Source organism: Clostridium sp. E02 (genome assembly GCF_003833015.1).
Classification (GTDB): Bacteria; Bacillota; Clostridia; order Lachnospirales; family Lachnospiraceae; genus Lacrimispora.
The window spans coordinates 17,236-35,238 of sequence record NZ_RJLQ01000029.1 but is presented as its reverse complement, the minus strand read 5'-3'; the positions used below and the strand labels follow the sequence as shown (position 1 = coordinate 35,238).

Sequence of the window (18,003 nt, the reverse complement as noted above, 5' to 3'; positions counted from 1 at the left end):
TTTCGAATAGCTGTTTCGTTTTTCTCCGCATACTTCTATGTGTTTTGCGTATGATTTCAGACGTTCCAGGTAACCTTGCATTTCCTGATATTGACGCTGTTCCATACTTTTGCGGTGTCCGATTCCCGATACAAACTTTGTACAATCCAGAGCAGTTGCACTTTTGTATCTTTCGAGTAATTCTGCGACATAATCGATGGCATATTCATTACGTTTCTCCAGTTTTATTTCCAGATAATTTAGTACACTTGTATTCATAGAATCAATCAATACAGAAAGTTTTTCAAAAACCTTATCACGGTTTCGAAGACATGATTTTTTCCATACCCAGGTATAGCGGTTAGCATTTGCTTCCATTTTTGTTCCATCTATGTAAGTATGCTGCAGATCCACATGATCCTTTTCAAAAAGGTAACAGTTTACGTCAATAAAAATCTGCTCTATGGAATTCGTTAGTTCATTGCGGATAAGATTACCAAACGTTGCAAAAGAAGGCGCCTTCATATCAGCAAGAAGATACATATATCGTATATCGTTCCTACAAAGTTTTTCCATTTCTCGCAGAGAACTAATTCCGTGCTCCATGAAAGCAAAGAGTATCACTTTAAGGAGTTTCTGTTCCTCACATCTTGGGCGACCTGTTTTGTATCCTTTCTTTACAAAATATTTTGATAGGTCGATGTGATCCATCACCTCACAGAAAGTGTATACCGGATCAGAAATATCAATTAATTTTTCAATATCCAATGGTAATTTCAACTGACGTGGAGTATAATTACCATTGGTGTTGTTAGTTATTCGCATAATTAATTATACCAAAAAATCGCTGAAGTCTCACGACTTCGGCGATTTTTTTTAAGGGAGTTTTTTTACAGCCCCTTGCGCATGTGCACTGGACAAAAAACAATCTGTTTAGTTTTCAACTTTTCTATTCGCGGATCTAACACGTATGGAAGATGTCAAGGGCTCTCCGAAGGGCTATTCACCAATTATAATTCCTGCATCTCCACTTCCCCAATATCCAAAATCTGGGTGTTGCTTTTCATTTTTATTGATAATGCAAATGGAATACACCCCTACATTTTCGGGTTTAGCTGTATCTTTAGTAACTTCATATATGACAATTTCGTACTCTTGCTCACTGGTTATTAAACCATATACTGATTCTGTTTGTTTTTTTCGTTTGCCTTTATTTTTTTCAGCTAACCCCCCATATGTTCCTGTGGTTTCCCAAGATTGAACGTCGCCCTGAATATATCTGAATAGCGCATCTAAATTTTCGTCAAAATCATCAGCGTCAGACAAGGCCTGTTTTGAGAACATTGCTTTCACATCATCTCCGCTGTTGTTTTTAATGGCCTCAAACACTTCCTCCATTCGAGCATCCGCTTTATTATGAATATCATCAAAAATCGCTCTGCCAACTCCTTTCTTACATGAACATAACAAGAAAATGCTTACAAATAATAAAAACAACAAGAAATTTTTTTCACAATTGGGTCTCCTAATAGTTCAACTTTGCTACGGGGTTTTTCTTATCAAATTTCCAAGGAGTATTTTTTTCATATTTCCATTTATCACGGAATGCAACATACATATTCTCATGCTCCGAAAAATCAACGGTGAACGAAACACTTAAATCGCTTGCATCTACATTTTTATAGTTCGGATTGAACGACGTAATCCACCATTGCGGGTCTGACGGATTATATGTTGCTATGACATTTCCCTTATAACTTAACAACATAGACATTTTTATAGTAATGTCTTTGTTCATATTCCACTGTGGTATACCAAATCCCGACACCGTCATTTGCTGGTATATGCCTAATTCTGCTCCAGCTCCGAGATTGATGTAGTCACCTTTCCATGCCCATAATCTATAATTTTGCTCCCCATATGAAAATTCAAATGGTGATGTGCTCATACTTGTTCCAAAGTCGAAAGCAGCATCAAACAGGCGGTTGTAACCAGCATGTTGCTGCCAAGCATCGGTACGTGCATGGTAACTGCCATTCGCGTCTTGATCCATCATCAAAAGGAATGCTCCAACTTCTGCGGTGTCTATGCCCACATTGCTTGCAACCTTATCTGCCCCGTCTAGTATTGCTTCCGCTCGTGCACTAGCCTCATCATATTTTTTTTCACCGATCGTTTTAAATCTATCACCTACCTCTTTCCAGCTATGGCCATCCGGGTCATAGTGTCTTATCGGATTGTTTCCACAATAGGTATACAGGTTTAAAGTTAGTGAATCATTAGAATTTCCTCTGAATGAATCTTCTGAAATAAAGCGTCCTATCGTCGGATCGTAATACCTCGCCCTGAGGTAGTAAATACCACTGCTTAAATCAAAATACTCCCCACAATATCGGAACGGATTTTTATCCTCTTTATCTGGATTTTTTTCCACACCAAACGCATCATACTCATACGAGGCTTTACATACTCCGTTTGGATTCCACTGTTGGGTTACATCCCCATGTTCATTTAATGTATAATAGTATACCACATGATCTGTTTCACAAGCAATTAAGTTGATTCCTCTTATATAGATTTTAAACGGTACATTATCCGTCTGCTCCCCTACAATATTGGTACCATCCCAGTAATACTCATTTCTTTTACTCTTGCTCTCAGTTAGCTCTCTTACCTCAACACTATGACGCAGACCATCTCCACGGTACTGATATGTAATCTCTTTGTCATCCTGATTGATCCGGATTAATTGGTTGAAACCATCATAATGTCTCCACTCATAAACAGTTGGGGGTTCACATTTAAAATCACCTGATAGCTTGACGTGTCCCGGATAGTCAGGTGTTGGAGATGTTTTCTCCCAAATTCGGAAGGTCTCATTTCCATTATCATCATACCGGTACTGATACGTTTCAGTTGTTTTCCCCTGCTTTTTTATCTCCTTTTCCAGTCGATTGTTTGAGCCATACTCATAGCTGGTGACGCTTAAGAGCTCGTCCTTTGTTCTTCCCTCTACCATCATTTTCATACGGTTGGAATAGGAGTCATAGGTATAAAGCGTCCGCTTCCAGTCGGAATAGTCTTCTTCTGTTAAACGCCCCATCCGATCATAACCATAGGAAATCGTAATGGGTACCGGACCGCCCTTATTTATTTTACTAAGAATGTTTCCATCTACGTCATAGCTGTATTCCCATGAAGAAATAATGGTTCCCTGCCGTTTATTCTCCAATGCGGTTACCCGATTGCCATCATTATATTGATAGATGGTTTCCATACCGGACTGGGGATAGCGGAGGATTTTACGGTTGCCCCTTTCATCATACTCATACTCTGACAGGATCTCTCCTACAGCACTATTTTTCCTCACTTGCTTTAAGCGGTATAAGTCATCATAGATGTAATGGAGGCTTATTTCCGGATTGCTATTGCCTGTCCGGGTTAACTGGAAAGACTGACGATTTCCATAGATATCATAAGTATAGTTCTTTTTTGTATCTCCAGTATCGTTCTGACGAGTGAGTTGTCCTTTACTATTATAATAAAATGTTTTTTCCAGCAGGACGTTTTGTTTCCCTCCCAAGGATTCTTTACTGATCTCCTTAGCACGTTTCCCATTCTTACAATAAGCGTATTCCCGCTCGCTGATTAACAATCCATCCAGAGTTTTCTTTTGTGCAGTTTCTTTTATCACACGTTCCAAGGCATCATGTTGGTAAATGGTCTGGTCTTTGTTTCTGTCCGTTTTCTTCAAAATCCTTCCAGTATTATCATACTCATAGTATTCCGTATAACCGCGTGTATCTGTCATTGTTGTAACATTTCCAAAGCGATCATAGGTATATGTTACAACCTCACTCCCCTCACCAGACGGGGTATCTCCAGTTCTCCTTCGGAGGATTCGATCCATTGCATCATACCGGCAGGTGGTCTTAATCCAGTTGCCTTGACTTAAGTACTGGTAAGTATCGGTTAATCGGTTTTTAGCATCATAAACATATTGGGTATCCTGCCACCCATTGTTTTGCGCTTTCTTTTCCCTTATTACATTACCCGTTTCATCATAGTAATATTTCATAATCTGACTGCGGTGATCAAATGGTGCCGTGACTTTTACCAGACGTCCTGCCTTATCATATTGGAATTCAGTTTTCTTTTCCACTTCATCCCATTGGAACCGTTTATTGCCAAGCCCATCATATTGAACTTTGGTTATTCGCTCCTGACCGGAATCTATGCGTATGGATTTTACGATACGGCCAGCATAATCGTACTCCCACCGCTCCACTTTGTTACCAACATCCATTTTTTGGATTTTGTTACCTACATTGTCATATTCATAGGTAAATAGTCTTTCCCCTGCTAAAATCGCCTTCCGTATCTGACCTTTTTGGTCTTTGTAACATTCCGTCACAACATCTGGACTGTAGGCATCACCTATGATTCTTTTTACTACACGTTCGTAGTTTCTCCCATCTACCGGATCGGTAAAGACCTGATCATATTCATACTTCTCCTCATAATCTACCTGATCAATTCCACGAAACAGTACCCTACCAAAAGAATCGTAAGTATAGCGCTCAGTCTTTCTTATATGATCCGCAGTCCTGCCGTTCCCATCATATGTGATTGCTTCTATCAACTCTCCCCATGAATTATATCGGAAATCCTGAAGCACGATATCACCAGTAGCCGGTTCATTGGATACGGCTAGGCAGACTCGTTGAATCTGTCCAAAGGGCGTGTATTGAATTCGTTTTTTCTGGTGGTTTGCATCGGTTGTCGTGATAAAATTTAAGCGATCATTATAATAGGTTTCATTTACTGCCTGCTGGCCATCTGCCGAAGGCAATGTTTCTTTTATAATTCGTCCCATCTGATCGTATTGGTAGGTAGTCACCTGATTCCTGGGGGCCTTTTTGAAAATGAGCCGTCCCCAATTATCATATTGGAACTCTTCCCTGATTGGATCGCAGAGCTTGCCATCCGCATCCAGGATGCCGATTTGTTCTTTTGAAATAAAATCATGTGTGTATCTGCTGGTCGTACTGGAAAAGGAGCTGTATTTATAAATAGTTTCTGCATACTCACTTGACTGATCCAGGTCTCCCCCGTCTGCCAGGAAATACCTTTTTTCGTTTGTCACACAGTAGGGATTTGCCCCATCCTTATACTCGTATCCTGTCTTTTCTTTTAAGACTCCATTTTCATAGACCCGATGATATTTTATGACTCGTTTTCCCAAATCCTTATAGAGCTCATTTGTTTCTCTAATCTGGTCAGTGCCTTTTTTTCTTTTTGTTTCAGTAACAATGCTGTAGTCACCGTCATCATAGGTTGTTTTAATTTCCTGATTACAGGAAGGATCATCCGGATATTCTTCATTATACTGGGTGACATTTGCTTTTCCATCTGCAGAATATTTCCACAATGTCTTCTTCTTCAGAAATTCTGAATTGTCATTCCTGTCAATCACATAGTCAAATGTTGATACGATTAATTTATTGCTGTAATTATACTTACTTATTGAAATAAGAGCCTTTTGGTGTTTGACTTCCTTTATTTTTCGCTGACCTATTGAATCAAATTTATGGGTTTCCACAATGTCCTGATGATGTGTTACTGATGCGTACTCAATATAATTACCACTGTCTTTATTGTAGGTGTATCCAGTATCAATCGTGTAACCATATTCGCTCTGGTTGTATACCGCTCCGTCAACAATATCCCTTTTCATCGTCAATGCTAAATGGGTAATCTGTCCACCCGTATTATTTTCAATGCTAATTTTCCTATCATATGCAAACTGAGTTGAGGCATAATTGGGATATGTAACACTTTCTAGGAGCAGATACTTACGATCTTTCGTTTTGGTGTTGTTTCCTGCTACCCAGGGGCCCGCACACTTCATAGAGCCATTATAATATCCGTAGCTATACTGAGTCATGCGGCCTAAAGGGTCTGTGACTGCAGTAAGTTTATGCGTACCGCTCCTACTGATATTGTAGGAAATTTCACATGCTTTTCCTGCCGTACTTTCCGGCAGTTTCCAGACAAGTCCGTTTTTGGCCCCCTCCAGGCTTATGATACGTCCCCAGGTGTCCACAATCTTCATGCCACCATATCTTATTAGATTATAAAAAATAGTATTTCCAAATTTGTCCTGGCGGGCAACCAGTTTGAAATTAACAGCACCCGGTATATCCCGATCCCCATCATCATCATGTGAGCTTTGAAAATAGTCCTTATTCCCATTCTTGTATTCAATTATAAGATTATAACGTTTTGTAAGATCCGTTGCGTATGGATGTCGAATGGTACCTTTTCTGGTGTCAATGCTTACATCATTTAAGTCATAATTCTCAAAATGATCTGAATATCGGCTGATCTCTAAATTTCTTCCATCTTCAAGATGCAGGATATAATCATAACTGCGAGTTCCAATTAAATTTGGCCGCCAGTCCCACCTTAAGTTCTGCACGGTCTCAATGGACGGCAGCACAAAGGACCAACCGTGCCCCAGTCCATACGTTGAAGTATAATAACTGTTATTAATAGAACCTGTTAATAGCCTTGAATTTCTAACATACGGAGCCATATCCACTAAATTTGCACAGCCGGAATTATAGCGCCTTGCAATGGTTAAATCAAAGCCATCTCTACCGGGCAGAACAAAATCTGTTGTCCCATATTGGACATTGCCAGTGTTTAACTGAACATTTACCTGATTGGATTCAAAATAGGTAAATGGGGACTCCGGATACTGTTTGATATTCGAAAAACCATCCTCCTCTGAAGACAACACAGCCCGGTTCAACTGTGTTTTAAGGCTCTTTTCCTCCCATGTTTCTTCCTCTGATGCATCCCCGTCCATTTCTCTATCTGTATCAGACACATCCCTTTCATCTTTCTCTATAAAATCCTCTATCATTTTTTTATCGTCCATCTATTTCCTTCTTATCTTAAATTAATGTTACTGCTGCACTTCCGGTTCCCCTGGCAATAAATTCTACCAGTGCAATGGAACCGCTAAAGCATTCATTCTTGCTTAACTGCCTGGTTGACTGAAACCATAATTTTCCCGGAATACTGGAATATATTCTTAAATTTTCTTCCGGATAAATCCCTGGTTCTGTTATCCTTCTTTGGTTGCCAACTGCGAGGTTGATTAATTCCAGTAAGTATGGATTATACCTGAGGTTCATGCGGACTTTTTCCAGACCGATGACATCCTGAGCTTTCAGCAGTACTATGTAACGTTTCCCTGCCTTTACCGGATATTCCATGGTGTTGTTACGGTAAAATATAGGGATAACTGGCAATTGTGAAGTTGTTAAATAATCAGATTCATCACTTTTATTGTCATATGCTTTGATCCGGTACATAGCATTGGCCGACCCAATTGGAATGGAATCTGTCATTCCACGGTGTTGTTCTATCTGTTTCTGTGTATCCCATTCATGGAAGGTAAATTCTTTTTCTTCCCATTCGTTAAAGGACAGCCATCTGGATTCAATGCTCTCCCATGAGATACCAGGCAAGGTTTCATTCTCCCATTCTGCCCATGTATGTCCCTGATTTTCCAAGCTGAACCAATCTTTCTTAAGCTCGTCCAGTTCCAGCCATGTACAGCCCTGCTCAATGCCAAACCGTCTCGCACCAGAACCGTTAAATATTTCAAAACTAATTTCCCTGCTTTCTAATTGCTGCCATGTATCAAAATCATTCTCAAGCTGCGACCAGCTTGACTGCGCATAATCCAGCCGTTCCCAGTTCTGGCCTTTGCCTGTTTTGGTTTCTATTTGTTGCCAGTTTCGTTCAGTCTGATCAAGCCCACTCCATGATTCATTGGTGCTGTCAATATTGTCCCAGGTGCATCCCGTCAAGGCTTGTAAAAAAGATTCATTAAATACTCGTTCTACAATATAATTTCTATCTGCTTCCACCACTCCCCAACTAATCTGTGCTTGTTCTCCCTCGTAGAGGGTGGGGATGTGTAAACATTCTGGTCGGTTCATAAATAATAGGTTCCTCCTTTCGTATTGTTAGTTTTATAGTTTTATGCTGATACTCCTCTTTTTTGTATTGAGAGCAAAAGGGCGTATCAGCAGTTCCTATTGATTAAGTAAATAGTGATTTAAATAATTAATTATTAAAATTAGCTAATAATTTTTCATGCCATATCGATCCGTCAAAAAAAGTAACATAAAGTGTATTAGAATCAGGATAGAATTTGATTTGTGATTTTTTATTATCAGTAAATAAATTTAATGCTACTGAATCATCGCTAATGGACGTTATGTTATCTAAATTTTTATTACGCATTTCTTGCCAAGTACCCATTACCAAAAGACGTTCTACCGTTTTTCGACTTGACCATAGAGATATGACTTTTTGATAAATCGTCCCATCCCATATTTTTTCAGTTATTACTAGTACGTCACCATCAATAGAATTATCAAATGGACTATTAACACCTTTGTAAACACGATATTTACCAGTTTCGGTTAGTGTATTTATATCGGTTCCATCAGCTAAATATTTAATTGCTAAATTGCTATTTAAGTTAGTTATCTTCTCATCAATAATAGTATTATCATTGACAAAATCCTGTCTTACTGGCTTATCCGATGCTTCCCACATATTTAATCCTAATGATGTTTTGTTTGTACTTGACATATTATTTCTCCTCTTTTAATTTGGATTTTTTCTTTAATTTTTTTCGCTATAAAACCATTTATTCTTTTACTTAAATCTGTTCATTTTTTTCGAACACATGTTCTGTTTTATCGACTTCTAGATTATAATACGTTCGTATCCTGTTGTCAATGTTTTTTCGAACATGTGTTCGTTTTTAAAGATTTAAGGTTCAAAAAAAAGGTTATTTTTAATTTTTCACAATAAAAAAAGACGAAACCATCTCCCCATTAGAGCGGTTCCGTCTTTCCTATGTTATATTCGCCTATTCTCCACAATTGTTGTTGAAAAATAATTCTACGGCTTCCAGTACTTTTTTCTCATCGGCCCCTTGGGACTGAAATGTTAATTCATCCCCCATAACTGCACCAATGGAAAATATAGACATAATGTTTTTTGCATCATATATTTCTTCCGTCACACCACTTTTGTATACTTGGACCTCAGATTCATATTGATTCAAAAGCTTGACAAGCAGCAATGCAGGCCTGGCATGAAGTCCCATTGAATTCGTTATTTTAACGGTACATTTCTCCATATACAAAACTCCTCCCTCTCTTACTGCCTGTCAGTTTTTCTTTACTCCATCTTCTCTCCGTTGCTCTCGATCACTCTTTGATACCAATAGAAAGATTTTTTCTTTTTCCGTTCTAAAGTCCCATTTCCCTGGTTATCCTGATCCACATAAATAAATCCATACCGCTTTTCCATTTCCCCTGATCCGGCACTCACAAGATCGATACATCCCCAAGTTAAATAACCAAGACAATCCACGCCATCCGCCATTGCTGCCTTCATGGCTTCAATATGCTTTCTAGTATACTCGATTCGGTAATCATCTTCAATGCTTCCGTCTTCTTCTACCGTATCTGCAGCGCCCAGACCATTTTCAACTAAAAATAATGGTTTTTGATATCGGTCATACAACTCATTCATCGTTGTTCGAAGCCCCAGAGGATCAATCTGTCTTCCCCATGGTGTAATCTCTAGATGGGGATTTCTTAACGTGGTTATGGCATTCCCATCTGCTACCTGATTACGTATCTCAGGACTAACCCCAGCCAAACGGGTGGAATAATAACTGAATGCAATATAATCAACGGGATTGTACCGAAGCATCTCCTCGTCGCCAGCTTCCATTTTCAGTTCCACGTTTTTTTCTTTCCATATCCGATTCGCATAAGCTGGATAACTTCCTCTTGCCTGAACATCAAGAAACAAATTGGTTTCCTGGTTTTTTTCCGCAGCTGCCCAGACGTCCTCAGGAGCACAACTATAAGGATAAAAAGATCCGGCCGCCAGCATACAGCCGACTTTTAAATCTGGATTGGTTTCATGTGCAAGTTTTACTGCCTTTGCACTTGCCACAAGCTGATGATGGGCTGCCTGATGAACAATCTGATTCCTGTTTTTTTCCTCTGTGATCACCATGCCACCACCAAAAAACGGAATATGGGATATCATATTGATTTCATTAAATGTCATCCAGTATGTTACTTTATTCCCATAACGTTTAAATAGTACATCACAGTATTTTAGATAAAGGTTAATTAGAATGTGATTTTCCCACCCGTTGTATTTTTTCGTTAATGCCAAAGGCGTATCGAAATGGCAGATGGTTACTACTGGTTCGATCCCCTGTTTTCTGCATTCATCAAACAAATTGTCATAGAAACGAAGCCCTGCCTCATTTGGCTCTTTATTCTCTCCATTTGGAAAAATTCTTGCCCAGCTGATTGATGTACGGAATGCCTTAATTCCCATCTCCTTTAATAGAGCAATATCTTCCTTGTATCGATGATAGAAATCAATGGCATCATGGCTTGGATAATAACCATAGTCATTGTTTAATGCCACCTCCGGGTGATACATTGCTTCTTTTCTACCTGATTGAGCATTAGGTAGAATGTCCATGGGGGATAATCCTTTTCCATCTTCTAAATAAGCGCCTTCACACTGGTTTGCCGCCACGGCTCCTCCCCAGAGAAAGTCATTTTTTAATTTCATATAATCTCCTTAAAGTACTGTAAAAAGTGTATCGCCAGTTCTTACCGTTCCCTCTTCACTTGCCACTACGTCAAGATAGTTTCCAGTATTGGTTACAATCACAGGGACGATTGTCTCATACCCTGCTTCCTCAATTGCCTGTTTGTCAAATTCCATGAGCAAGTCTCCGGTTTTTACCTGATCTCCGGCGGTTACATGGGTGGTAAAGTATTTTCCTTCTAACTCAACGGTATCTATTCCAATATGGATGAGTAGTTCAACACCTTCTACGCTTTTAAGACCAATTACATGTTTTGTCCGAAACACCGTTACTACTTCGCCATCAAAGGGTGCTTTAATTTTACCATCAATTGGCTCCACTGCCATCCCTTTTCCTAAAATTTCTTTGGCAAAGGTCTCATCATTTACTTTCGATAAATTCACTTTATTCCCGTTAACCGGACTGGAAATTATAATCTTCCTGCTTATCTCAGAGACATTTGAATCTCCTCCAGTTTGGTTTTGCTCTTTAAATCCATAAAACCAGGTTAAAATAAAGGTTACACTAAATCCTATGACACAGGCAATAAGTGCATGAACCACATTAAAGGGATTTTTTCCAATAAAGATTGCAAGAGATAATAGTCCAGGTGTTCCTGATGTATAGCGGACTACTCCCATAAGACCGGCATAAAAACCGCCGATTGCGCCTCCAAGCATAACGGAGATCAATATTTTTTTATGTTTAATCGTAACTCCATACATCGCTGGTTCAGTAATTCCCATCAGTGCTGTGATTCCTGCAGAAGATGCCAGCTGCTTTAATTCTTTGTTTTTTGTTTTCATGGCCACACACAAGGAAGCTCCACCTTGCGATATGTTGGAAACCAGACTCCCAGGTCCCATGACCGCCTCATATCCATAGGTGCTGTAAGAAGTCATTAAAATGGGCAGGAAACTCCAATGCATTCCGGTTAAAACCAATAACGGCATGAATCCTCCCATCAGGGTAGGAACCAGCCAGCTAACGTGTTGATTCAAATAATCGGTTACATTGGCTATTATTGTCCCCACATAAGAACCCAATGGCCCCAAGACAATCAACGATACCGGTGCCACAATAAGAATAACCAAAACTGGCTTCATAAAGAATTTGATTGGCTTAGGGGAAATCCGATCAGCAAATCGTTCTTCATATGACATCAACCAAACCGCTAAAATGATGGGGATAACGCTAGAACCATAGTTAACCAGTTTTACAGGAAGTCCAAGAAAGAATACCGGATCACCTGCCGAAACCATCTTTGCAAAATTAGGGTGAAGAAGGATTCCACCAATCATTGTTGCCAGATACGGATTGCACCCCAGCTTTTTTGCAGAAGAAAATGCCAGCATTACTGGTAAGAAGTAAAATCCAGCGTCAGCAATGAAGCTGAGGATTGCATAAACTTGAGTTTCTTTCCTCATTCCCAAAAGAACGCATACCACTAAAATCGCCTTAATCATACCTGCTGCTGTGATTGCCGGGATGACCGGAGTGAAGATAGAAGCAAAAATATCCATCAAAGCATCTATTTTTCCTGTATTTTTTGCAGGCTTGGACACCTGATCTACTTGTCCCATATTTTTCATCTCATTGCAGACATTCGATACGTCTGGACCTATAATAATCTGGTACTGGCCTGATTTTTTTGCAGCGCCCAACACCCCTTTAATTTCTTTTATTTGTTCCAAATCTACTTTGGATTCATCTTTAAAATTCATTCTCAAACGAGTGGCACAGTTGGTCAACTGGGTCACATTATCGATTCCGCCTATATGCGCCAAAATTTCTTTGGCTAAGTCATGATAATTCATATGTTTCTCCTTTTTCATGTATTATTTATTTAAAATAAAAAGGTGTCGACATTCCTTTTTATAGTGCCATAGAACTATGATTTTTATGACTTAGTTTTGAATCTCTTTTCTTTCTCTCTCTGCAACACGGTTAATATGAAGCATAAAATAAATCATCTCTTCCTGGGATATCGTAATCTTAAATTTCTTTATAAAATAATCCTTAACTTTGTCCGCACACTCTTTTGCCTTTGGCATCTTGTCTTTTATCTGCTCGAACAAGAAATTATCATCTGACGTTAAGATTTCTTCTTTTAAAAGTCTTCTGGCAAAGAAACGGATGTGGGTGATAAACCGACTGTAGTTTAGTGTGTTTTCATTCAAATCAATCTGATAATAATATTTTACAATATTTAAAACATCATGTTCGATCTCAGCAACCGCCATGGTTTTTTCAATCTCTTCCCCTCCCTGTTGCGCATTGATAAAATGCAATGCAAGGAATCCAATTTCATCTTCTGATAACTGCAGCTTCTCATAGTACCAGATTAAATTTAATGCGTTTTCAGCTGCCTTATATTCTTTGGGGTAATAATTTTTAATTTCCCAAAGAAGCGCATTCTTAAGAAACAGTCCGCTTTTATAGCGGGATATGGTATAACTAATGTGATCTGTCAGACCAATATAGATACTGTCATGGAATGTCACCTTTAATTCTTCCTGCGCTTGTTCTATTATCTTATTTGCTAATTCCACCTGATTTAAGGGAACTTCTTTTAACAACGCAATGTATTTTGAGTAGGTTTCAGGAGACTCAAAGATAAACTTCTTATCAATCTTATCATCGTCTACGAAATCCCCGGACTGTTTTTGGAACGCAATTCCTTTTCCTAACAGTATCACTTCCGACATTTTGTCATCCTCTGCTAAAATAATATTATTGTTATATATTTTTTTAACATGATAATTCATCTCCTGCCCACCCTTTCTTAATAAAAAACACCTAAACCAACATGCGTTCTTTTATTCGCATCCTGGTTTAGGTGTTGCCTGCTAAACAGTTACAATCCTATTACTTCTATTATAACATATATGGGCAAGAAGAAACAACTAGTTATCTAGCTAGTTTCTCGTTGTATTTTTGTGCACTTTGTATATTGTTGTTCTTTTTTATTCCATTATCTTTCATTTTCCCAGCATTTCTTCCCTTTGCAGTACGTTTCAATCACTTCATACCGATCACCAAGAACCACCAGATCTGCATCATAACCAGCTGTCAACTGACCCTTTCGATCTCCGATCCCCAGACATCTTGCTGGATTTATCGTGCAGGAATTAAGCGCAAAATCAAAAGGTACCATGGCCTCTTCCACCAATATTCTTAAACCATCATTTATCTTTAAGGTACTGCCAGCTATGGTTTGCGTTCCTTTTAGATAAGCCAGTCCGTCTTCTCTGATCTCAATCGCATGCCCACCTAACTCATAATCCTCTCCAGGCGGACAGTTTTTCGCGCGAAGGGAATCACTGACCATGATGGCATGACTTCTTCCCTTTGCCATGTAATAATTGTTGAGTGCTGCCACATGGCTATGGCAACCATCACAAATGATCTCCCCATACAATTCCTTAACTCTGAGTGCTGTGCCCACCAGTCCTGGCTGCCGGTGGTGATATGGGGACATACCGTTATATACATGTGTCATGGAAGTAACCCCGTTTGCAACTGCGAACAATGCCTGCTCATACGTTGCAGACGAATGCCCCATACTAACAACGACTCCGTTCTCTTTGCAGTATCTAGTAAGAGAATATCCCTTATCTAGCTCCGGTGCCAGTGTAATATATTTAATTGTTCCCTCTGCCGCCTTTTGATAGTCTTTAAACCGAGTTACGGAAGGAGGTTCTATGGCCTCCTGTGGCTGTGCTCCCTTATATTTCATATTAAGAAACGGTCCTTCTAAATGAATCCCCAGGATTTCGGCTCCCTGATATCCTTCCTTCATGACCGTTGCTACGTGGTGAAGTGCCTGATTCAAGATCTCCGTTTTCTGGGTAATGGTCGTGGGCAGCAATGCGGTCACCCCTTCTTCAGGGATACGTCTCACCCAATCCCTTAGTCCAGACGATTCCCCATCGTTTGTGTCGTATCCATAGGCTCCATGCGTGTGAATATCTAGAAATCCAGGAACCACTCGTAGTGTTCCAAAATCCCGATCCGGCCTTTTTTCCCCATAATTATAGACCGACTGAATGATTCCCTCTTCGATTCTAAGTTGTGCTTTCATAAACTGTCCGGCAATCCAGATACGTTTGCTTTGTATGATCATAATCGTACTCCTTTTCTGGTTCTTATCTGTCTAGTGGCATTTCAATGCTTACCTCTAGTATAAAGAATAAGTTTCCTTTTTACAATCGTTTATGAAAATTATTTTTATTCCGGAACGGGCCAGCGAATGCTTACACGAAATAAATCGGCTTCTAGTTCAACAAACAGCTTTCCATTTTGTAGTTCCACAAAGCTTTTAGCAATGGCAAGCCCCAGTCCCGACCCTTCTGTATTCCGAGACTGATCCCCTCTTGCAAACCGTTCTGTAATGTCATCAGGTTGAAATGTAAGTTCAGCGGCAGATACATTCTTTAAGGTAATGGTCACAAAGTCTTCTTCCTTTTTCATATCAATGTAAGCTCTGGTATTCGGCATTCCATACTTTATGATATTGGTCAGTAGATTATCAAAAATCCGGTAGGTCTTCTGCCCGTCTAGGGGGAGTACTATTTTCTCATCGGGAAGATTCCAACGAAAATCTATGGTGGATTCTTCTATTTTATCACTGATTTCAAAACTCACTTCTTTTAGTAAACTTACAATGTCTACATTTTCCATGTTAAGAGTCACATTATTGCTGCTTGCCTTACTGATTTCAAACAGGTCTTCGATCAGAGATTTTAATCGCATGGATTTCTGTTCTAAAATATCCACGTAAGCTTTTCGCTGTTCTGGCGTAACTTGGTCGTCTTTTAGTAGATTTACATACGTAATAATTGCTGTTAAAGGTGTTTTTAAATCGTGAGACATATTGCTAATTAAATCTGTTTTTAATTTCTGGCTCTTTACCTCTTCATCTACAGCCACTTTAAACCCGCTTTGAATCTTTTGAATCTCTTTCTTAAACGGTTCAAACACATTTAAATCTTCCTCGATTGCAACCTCTAGATTCCCTTCTGCGATTTGTCTGGTCGCTTTTAATAGGATCCGATACCGATTTCCCCATTCCAAATAATATTTTCGAATGAGAAAGAAAAGCAACACGGAATAAAGGAATAAAGCCCCCATTCGAAAAAACCAAAGACCACTTATAATTGCAATCAATATAAATTGTATGGCTACTATCTTAAATATGGCCCGATTGGAGTGCCGGTTTAAATCCATTCGGAACAAATAGTGATACAGTTTAATACAAATTTGATTTAACCATTGCCAAAAAAGTCCCAGAAGTGTCCTTTCTTTAAAATACCGAACCAGTCCGATTCGGAACACATCACGCAGACACACGACCGACCAATAAACAATCAGAAAAGGCATCGACCACCAAAAAAGATTCCAGATTCGTTCCATCGTAGTTGCCACTCCGGGAAGAAAGTTGGCTCGAAGCAATCCATTTAAAATCTCGCCCTGATTGGTATTTGCCACAAGACCTGTGAGTCCAGTCCCAAATGCAACTCCTCCACATAAAATCCCCATTACCAATTCAAACGGAACTCTTAGCATTCGACTGTAATCAGGCAATGTTACATCAAAACAAGAGAAAATTAAAGCGATAATCCCAACCCCACACGCCAGCCCTAAAAAGATTTTAATCACACTCTCTGAAACATTATTATCTCCGTACTGACTCTCCACCGACATCTCATAAGCAGCGGCCTGTTTTTCTGTCATTCCATAAGCAAACGTTACGCTCTTTGGAGGTTGAAACTTTAGTCCCAATTCATAAAGAAAGGATTCCTGATAATACTGTTCCATGGGATCCATATCCCCTACCTGATGAATGGCATTGATCAGTCTAGAGGGATTCTCCCCCTGAATCGCCTCTACATCAAGTCTGCCGGCATCATCATAATGTAGTACCGCCTGAAACACATACCCCTGTTTGTTTGGAATCAGTCCATCTCCTTTTTGGCCTGATAAAACATTCCCCGCCTCATCGATTACCTGATAATCCATGTAATTCCTTATTCCTGCAAATCTCCGGTTCCAGCGTTCATATTCCCGTACAATTCCCTGACGAAGATCCCGCAGATATTCGCTTCGAGTTGTATTTTCATCCAGCCCATCGGTTTCACCCTCAGCAGATTTCGTTTCTTCACTGTTTGACCTAAGTTCTTCATCCGCTGAAGGAAAAAAACAACGAAACGGAGTGAATACTCCATTTTGCTTTAATTGTTCTTGCTCCAATGCCAGCACATAATTTCCCTGGACCATGGATCTTAGAAAATCGTAATTCTCATAACTATTCCCCTCAACCCGAACGGATTCATTTTCAAAATATGGGTAAAGACGCACCATAATAAAGGAGGCTGTAATGATAACAGCCACTGCCAGTGCTATGCTGATCCTATGCCTGTTTTTCAATTTTATATCCAACTCCCCACACCACCTTCAAATATTTTGGTTCTTTTGGATTTAACTCAATCTTTTCCCTGATTTTTCTTACATGAACCATAATGGTATCTGTATTAATCGCCCGTTCATTCCAAACCCGTTCATAGATTTCTTCCGCCGAAAAAACCCTTCCTGGATTTTTCATTAAAAGTGCCAGAATTTTAAATTCAATGGGCGTCAATCTTGCAGTTTTTTCATCCACCAGCACTTCCACTGTATCCTCATTTAGTTCCAATCCCCCGATGACATAGACATTGCTTTTTTCTTTCTGCTCTTTTTCTTCCAACATATCCACAAATTTTTTATACCGTCTAAGCTGAGAGTTGACCCTTGCAAGCAGTTCCATGGGTGTAAAAGGCTTGGAAACGTAATCGTCAGCACCGATGTTTAGGCCCATTATTTTATCCACTTCCTCTGTTTTTGCAGACAAAATGATAACTGGAAAATCATATTTTTCTCTTAATTTAACCGTCATTGTAATTCCGTCCATGCGAGGCATCATCACGTCAACAATCGCCAGATGGATCTCTTCCTGCTCAAGAATTTTAAGTCCTTCGATTCCATCTGCTGCCTGAAATACTTGGTACCCTTGACTTTTTAAGTAAATTTCCACTCCCTGTCTGATTTCTTTGTCATCTTCTACCAATAAGATGCGATTTACTTCCATATATTCTCTCCTTACCTTTGCTATAAACCGTCGATTTAACAAACATCCATATCATACCATTTTTTCTATGATTTTTCTCTAACCTAAGAATAAAAGGTGTATCTTAATTTGAAGAACAGAGAAAGCGTAAGAATTTCTAAATTTTATTCCTGGCACAAGAGTTTTACAAGACAGG

General features: G+C 39.4%; 12 protein-coding genes. All 12 read right to left on the bottom strand.

Features of this window, described 5'->3' with window-relative positions; translation table 11 throughout:
- The coding region (locus EFT72_RS17550) for a transposase (protein ID WP_164473208.1) at positions 1-804 on the bottom strand (804 nt) is incomplete at its 3' end.
- Positions 805-978: 174 nt separating this feature from the next.
- Positions 979-1,377 carry a DUF5104 domain-containing protein gene (locus EFT72_RS17545; RefSeq protein ID WP_124068216.1) on the bottom strand — a complete coding sequence of 133 codons (399 nt, stop codon included), beginning with the start codon at positions 1,375-1,377 and terminating at the stop codon, positions 979-981.
- A gap of 127 nt (positions 1,378-1,504) precedes the next feature.
- Positions 1,505-6,925 (bottom strand): RHS repeat-associated core domain-containing protein, encoded by a 5,421-nt coding sequence (locus tag EFT72_RS17540; RefSeq protein ID WP_124068215.1) that lies wholly within the window; start codon positions 6,923-6,925, stop codon positions 1,505-1,507.
- A 16-nt stretch (positions 6,926-6,941) separates the two neighbouring features.
- The gene (locus EFT72_RS17535) at positions 6,942-7,997 is read right to left on the bottom strand and encodes a hypothetical protein (RefSeq protein ID WP_124068214.1); all 1,056 of its coding nucleotides are present in this window, start codon (positions 7,995-7,997) and stop codon (positions 6,942-6,944) included.
- Positions 7,998-8,124: 127 nt separating this feature from the next.
- Entirely contained in the window at positions 8,125-8,658 is a 534-nt protein-coding gene (locus tag EFT72_RS17530; RefSeq protein ID WP_124068213.1) for a hypothetical protein, read from the bottom strand.
- Between the two features lie 283 nt (positions 8,659-8,941).
- A complete protein-coding gene (locus tag EFT72_RS17525) occupies positions 8,942-9,214 on the bottom strand; it encodes an HPr family phosphocarrier protein (protein WP_124068212.1) in 273 nt (90 codons plus the stop codon).
- 41 nt (positions 9,215-9,255) lie between these two features.
- Positions 9,256-10,683 (bottom strand): 6-phospho-beta-glucosidase, encoded by a 1,428-nt coding sequence (gene ascB / locus EFT72_RS17520; protein WP_124068211.1) that lies wholly within the window; start codon positions 10,681-10,683, stop codon positions 9,256-9,258.
- A gap of 9 nt (positions 10,684-10,692) precedes the next feature.
- On the bottom strand, positions 10,693-12,519 hold the full coding sequence (locus EFT72_RS17515; RefSeq protein ID WP_124068210.1) for a beta-glucoside-specific PTS transporter subunit IIABC: 1,827 nt from the start codon (positions 12,517-12,519) through the stop codon (positions 10,693-10,695).
- Between the two features lie 90 nt (positions 12,520-12,609).
- Entirely contained in the window at positions 12,610-13,470 is an 861-nt protein-coding gene (locus tag EFT72_RS17510) for a PRD domain-containing protein (RefSeq protein ID WP_124068209.1), read from the bottom strand.
- A gap of 206 nt (positions 13,471-13,676) precedes the next feature.
- Positions 13,677-14,828, bottom strand: a complete 1,152-nt coding sequence (nagA, locus tag EFT72_RS17505; protein WP_124068208.1) for an N-acetylglucosamine-6-phosphate deacetylase — start codon at positions 14,826-14,828, stop codon at positions 13,677-13,679.
- A gap of 104 nt (positions 14,829-14,932) precedes the next feature.
- Positions 14,933-17,143 (bottom strand): HAMP domain-containing sensor histidine kinase, encoded by a 2,211-nt coding sequence (locus EFT72_RS17500; RefSeq protein ID WP_124068207.1) that lies wholly within the window; start codon positions 17,141-17,143, stop codon positions 14,933-14,935.
- On the bottom strand, positions 17,115-17,828 hold the full coding sequence (locus EFT72_RS17495; protein WP_124068206.1) for a response regulator transcription factor: 714 nt from the start codon (positions 17,826-17,828) through the stop codon (positions 17,115-17,117). The genes EFT72_RS17500 and EFT72_RS17495 overlap by 29 nt, the downstream gene beginning before the upstream one ends.
- Between the last annotated feature and the right edge of the window lie 175 nt (positions 17,829-18,003).